We start from the raw sequence: 5319 nt of genomic DNA on the forward strand, positions 1-5319 counted from the left end.
CGGCGCGGGCACCCTTCTCAGGTGGGCGGCCAGCTCGTCGGCGAGCACATGCCCGAGCCGCCGGGTCGAGGCGGTGGCGGGCCAGGGTGCGTACCCCGGCCGAGGCTGCGGCCCAGGTGAATTCGACACCCTCGCGGAAGTCGGTGACGGTCCACACCAGGGCGGGCAGGCCGGGCTGGCTGATGCGCACCCGGCTGCCGGGGCCGAGCGGGCCGGGGTCCAGGGGGTGTACGGCGGTCATCGACGCGGTCCATTCCGGCCAGTCGGTGACGGTGATGAGCGCGGTCCAGGCGCGTCCCGGGTCCGCGGTGGTCTCGCTGGTCACCTCGAACATTCCGTCATGGTAAGGCCCGGCAGCCGGACCCTGAATTGAAACGGGTTCCGTCGATGTGTTAGCTCTGGAAACAGTGGATCGGTCAACCATCGACCGAGACGAGTGGACGGGAGCCGGTGTCGTGGTGGAAGTGCCCGCGTATTTCGACGAGGTGGACGGCGGGTTCGCACCGACGCCGTACGCGGCCAGCGAATGGTCCAAGGCGCAGCTGGTCGGCCCGGCGCTGACCGGACTGCTGGCCCGCGAGCTCGAACGCGAGCACGCCACCGACGGATTCGTGCCGGTGCGCCTGACGGTGGACCTGTTCAGCGCCGCCCGCTTCGAGCCCACCCTGACCCCGAGCGTGCGGGTGCGCGACGGCCGCCGCATCCGCGTCGCCGACGTGAGCATCGTGCAGGGCGGCACGGTGGCCGCGCGCGCTTCGGCGGTGCTGTTGCAGCCGAGCGAGCAGCCGCCCGGCGAGCTGTGGCACCGCGAGCGCGAGCCGCAGCCGCCGTCGCTCGAGCTCGCCCCGCCCTCGGCGCTGCCGCGGGTGCCGCTGTTCAACAGCGACGAGAACTCCACGCACTGGAACTCGGTGCCCACCGATCACGAGAACAACGCCCGGAAGCGGACCTGGCAGAACCCGATTCGGGTGATCACCGGCGAGGAGCTCACCCCGTTCGTGCGGGTCGCGCTGGTGGCCGAGGCGACCAGCATGATGACCAACTGGGGCGACAAGGGCATCGGGTTCATCAATACGGATATGACGCTGGGCCTTTCGCGGCTGCCCGTGGGCCCCGAGATCGGGGTCGAGGCCGACAGCCACTTCAGCGAGCGCGGCATGGCGGTGGGCGTGGCCACCCTGTTCGACCGCGACGGGTCCTTCGGCAGCTGCATGGTGACCTCGGTGTCGAACGCGGGTCGGCAGATCAGCAATGCCCAACTCGACATGGTGATGCGCCGCCGGCAGTGACCCGGCGGTGAGGTACCGGCGGCGGCGCTCGGACCCTGTTAGGGCACGACCCGGTCTCGATGTGGCTTCGAACCGTCGAGTCCGGAGTGTCGGATGAGGGTGTCCCAGTAGGCTCGGGCGCGCGAGAGACGAGGAGCTGCCCGACCGTCGAAAATACCGATCCGTGGGGGTGTTGTGCTGCGTCGCCTGCGAAATATCGCCGGTGCCTTGATGATCGGATGCGCTGCGATCGTCGGATACGGTGCCGCACCGGCATTCGCGCAACCTCCGGACCCCGGGCCGTCGATCCCGCCGGGTCCACCCGGCATCTCCCTGCCGTCCCTGCCCGACATCCAGCGCTGGATCGACCAGGTGATCCCCGCACCGGCGCTCACGCCCGCCCAGACGGACTCACCGCTGGTCGATACCGCCGCGCTGCCACCGGATCTCGCGGCCCTGCGCGCGGCGGCCATGCCCGCCGCCATCGGTGACTCCTTCGTCGACGACTGGCCCGGCGGGCTCGACGGCTACGATCCGGGCGCGCTCGTCTCCGTGCGCGACGTGACCGCCACCGCCGCGCCCACCCTGATCGTGCCGGTGCGCCAGGTGCTGCAGTTGAAGTACCGCACCAACGACTCTCACGACGAAGCCTCCTACGGCATCGCCAGTCTGGTGCTGCCGGTGGGGAACTGGACCGGCCCGGGGGAGCGGCCGGTGGTGGTCAACAATCTGCCGATCGACGCGCTGGGCCGCGACTGCAACCCCAGTTACACCATGGCGCACGGCTTCTCGCGGGCCTCCAACTTCACCGGCTACATCCTGCCGACCACCCAGCTGGCGCTGCTGCGCGGGTACGCGGTGCTGATCACCGACCACGAGGGCCCGCGCATGGCCTACGCGGAGCCGATGGTGGCCGGGCACCTCATCCTCGACGCCATTCGCGCGGTGCGCAATCAGCTGCCGGATGAGCTGGGGGACAGCAAGTTCGGGATGATCGGCTACTCCGGCGGGGCTATCGCCACCAACGGCGCGGTCAAGCTCATGTCGGAGTACGCGCCGGAGCTGTCCGATGTCGTGGTCGGCGCGGCTTTGGGCGGGGTGCCCGCGGATTTCAGCCTCCTGGCGAAATCCATGAACGCCAACCTGGCCTCGGGAGTCTTCCTGGGGGCGGTGTTCGGCATCGGCCGGGAACGCCCGGAGATCCTGGCGCACATGAACCATCTGGCCGACTGGGCGGCGGTGTCGGTGCTCAACAGTCAATGCAGCGAGGTGTTCTCGGTGCCGGGCCTGCTGCAACTGCCCATCGACCTGGCCGCCGACATCCCCGACCCGCTCAACAGCGATCTGGCGCACGAGATCTACGCCATCACCCGGATGGACGGCAAGAAATCGCCGGTGCCGCTGTTCATCTTCAACGGCGAACAGGAATTCTGGGTCCCGGCGGCCGGGGCCAAGAACCTCTACGCCGAGCAATGCTCACTCGGCGTGAAGGCGGTGTACCGCAGCGTGTTCGGCGAACACTTCATCGCGGCGGTCACCGGCTATCCCGAGTCCCTCGACTGGCTGGACCAGAGATTGCGGGGCATACCCGCGCCCAACGAATGTTGAACGCGGGCAGGCGATCTACCCTGCCTTCTTGGGAAAGGGGTTTCAGGGGAAGCCCCTGAGAGCCCCCGAGAGTTGGGTTAAATGGGGAACAGGTTGTGCTTGCGCGGGTTGTGCTTGCGCACCGCGTCCTTGTCGCGCAGCAGCTTGAGCGCCTTGCGGATCTCGAGGCGGGTCGAGGACGGCTCGATGACCGCGTCGATGTAGCCGCGCTCGGCCGCCACCCACGGGTTGTCCAGCAGCGCGTTGTAGAAGTCCACCATCTGCTTGCGCACGGTCTCGCGCTGTTCCGGCGGCGTGGCGGCGAGGGTCTTCTTACCGGTGACGGTGACCATGCCCTCCGCGCCGATGACCGCGATGCGCGCGGTCGGCCAGGCGAAGTTGATGTCGACGCCGAGCTCCTTGCAGCCCATGACCGCGTAGCCGCCGCCGTACGCCTTGCGGGTCACGATGGTGACGATCGGAACGGTGGCCTCGATGAGCGCGCGGAACATGCGGCCGCCGCGCTTGATGACGCCGTTGCGCTCCTCCTCGAGACCCGGCAACACGCCCGGGGTGTCGACGACATAGACGAGCGGGATGTTGAAGGCGTCGCAGAGCCGGATGAAGTACGCGCCCTTGTCCGAGCAGGCCGCGTCCAGCGCGCCGCCCAGCACCATCGGCTGATTGGCGATGACACCGACCGGCCGGCCGTCGACGCGGGCGAAACCGGTGATCAGGTTCTGCGCGGCGGCCTCGCCCATTTCCAGGAAGGCACCGTCGTCGAAGATGCGCAGCAGCACCTCGTGCATGTCGTAGCCCTGCCGATCGGAGTCCGGAATGATCCGGTCCAGTTCCCGATCGGAGTCGGTGATCTCGGGCTCGAGGCCCGGGTTCACGATCGGCGGCTGCTCGAGGCAGCTGCTGGGCAGGTAGCTCAGGTACTCGCGCGCCCACTGCAAGGCGTCGCGCTCGGTGCGAGCCACGTGGTGCAGCAGACCGTTGCGGGCCTGCACGGCCGCGCCGCCCAGCTCCTCGGCGCTGATGTCCTCACCGGTGATGCCCTTGATGACCTCGGGACCGGTCACGAACATGTACGAGTCGTCGGTCGCGATCATCACGTCCATGTTGACCGGGCCGTACACCGAACCCGCGGCGCACTTGCCGAACATGACCGCGACCATCGGCACGTAGCCCGACAGGTCTTCTTGCAGGCGGCACATGGTGGCGTACCAGGCCAGCGCGGTCACACCCTCCTGGATGCGCGCGCCGCCGGAGTCGTTGATCACCACGACCGGGCAGGCGTTGTTGTACGCGAATTCCATCGCGACGCGGACACGGCGGCCGAAGGTCTCACCGACCGAGCCGCCCTGCACGCCGGAGTCGTGGGAGATCACCACGACCGGGCGGCCGTCGATGCTGCCGCGACCGGTGACCACGCCGTCGCCGTAGAGGGCGTTGCGGTTGCCGGGAGAGCGCATGAGCGCGCCCATCTCGACGAAGCTGCCCGGGTCCAGCAGCATGTCGACGCGTTCTCGGGCACTGGCTACGCCTTTGGCTAGGCGCTTCTGGATACCCTTCTCACCGGTGGGTTCTTCGGCGATCTCCAGGAGCTTGCGCAGTTCCGCCAGCTTTTCCGCTGTACCCGTCATTACCTCGGTCTTGCCTTTCGCCTTCATCGAGTCGGGCTCGATCACGCCCGTGCCGAGCCGGATCGCGACTCGAACCGCCCACGGTACCGTGCGCCCTCGATCCCGAACCACTGAACGTGTCGGTAACCTGTGCCGCCGTGTTAGCAAGGTCAGGGATACACTGCGGCGCGTGAGCTCACCTATGACTGTGCGAGCGGGGACGCCCGAGGTGATCAGGCCGGACCTCGACACCTTCGGGTTCTCGGAGTGGCGGCGGACCGCCACGGTCGGTGCGGTGCTGGGCGGATCGGTCCTCAAGAGCGTGCTGCGCGGCGGGCTGCGCCCGTCCAAGCGCAAGCGCGCGGCGGCCGAGGGCGTGGTCGACGGCTTCGAGACGCTGGGCCCGATGTTCGTGAAACTGGGCCAGCTCATCGCCTCCTCGCCGGGCGCGTTCCCGCGCGAACTGGCCGACGCCTGCCTGCGCTGCCTCGACGATGTGCCGCCGTTCCCGGCCGCGGACGCCCGCGCCATCATCGAAGCCGATCTGGGCAAGCCGATCTCGGAACTGTTCCGCGAATTCGACGACGAGCCGCTCTCGGCGGCCTCCATCGCGCAGGTGCACGCGTGCGTGCTGGCCGACGGACGGCCCGCGGTGGTCAAGGTGCAGCGGCCCGAGATCGCGCGGCGCATGATCGTGGATCTGCGCGCGGCCATGCGGCTGGCGCGCACGCTGGAGAAGCGCTCGGAGAACGCGCGACCGGGCGATCCATCTACACCGAATTCCTCGAACGCGGCGGTGCGGGCCTGCACCACATCTGCCTGGAACCCGCCGACTT

Annotated in this window: 5 protein-coding genes; 3 read left to right on the forward strand and 2 right to left on the reverse strand. The window is 68.8% G+C overall.

The features are described 5' to 3' along the window. The coding region (locus ACWELQ_RS37150) for an SRPBCC family protein (protein ID WP_452401698.1) at nucleotides 1-334 on the reverse strand (334 nt) is incomplete at its 3' end. A gap of 121 nt (nucleotides 335-455) precedes the next feature. Here ACWELQ_RS37150 and ACWELQ_RS37155 point away from each other — a divergent pair. Together ACWELQ_RS37155 and ACWELQ_RS37160 are read left to right on the forward strand one after the other, a co-directional pair. Beyond that, nucleotides 456-1289, forward strand: a complete 834-nt coding sequence (locus ACWELQ_RS37155; protein WP_452401699.1) for an acyl-CoA thioesterase domain-containing protein — start codon at nucleotides 456-458, stop codon at nucleotides 1287-1289. 210 nt (nucleotides 1290-1499) lie between these two features. Beyond that, on the forward strand, nucleotides 1500-2876 hold the full coding sequence (locus tag ACWELQ_RS37160; RefSeq protein WP_452401700.1) for a lipase family protein: 1377 nt from the start codon (nucleotides 1500-1502) through the stop codon (nucleotides 2874-2876). Nucleotides 2877-2953: 77 nt separating this feature from the next. Here the strand turns inward: ACWELQ_RS37160 and ACWELQ_RS37165 are convergent, their stop codons facing one another. Then, nucleotides 2954-4504: an acyl-CoA carboxylase subunit beta gene (locus ACWELQ_RS37165; RefSeq protein WP_452401701.1), complete on the reverse strand. Its 1551-nt coding sequence runs from the start codon at nucleotides 4502-4504 to the stop codon at nucleotides 2954-2956. 181 nt (nucleotides 4505-4685) lie between these two features. Between ACWELQ_RS37165 and ACWELQ_RS37170 the strand changes: the two genes are divergently transcribed. Then, on the forward strand, nucleotides 4686-5319 hold a 634-nt coding region (locus tag ACWELQ_RS37170), incomplete at its 3' end, for an AarF/UbiB family protein (protein ID WP_452401702.1).

This window comes from Nocardia sp. NPDC004722 (assembly GCF_053601505.1).

Coding starts and splice junctions, on each gene's coding strand:
- ACWELQ_RS37160 (WP_452401700.1), top strand. CDS start 1,500: ATGATCGGATGCGCTGCGATCGTCGGATACGGTGCCGCACCGGCATTC.
- ACWELQ_RS37165 (WP_452401701.1), bottom strand. CDS start 4,504: ATGACGGGTACAGCGGAAAAGCTGGCGGAACTGCGCAAGCTCCTGGAG.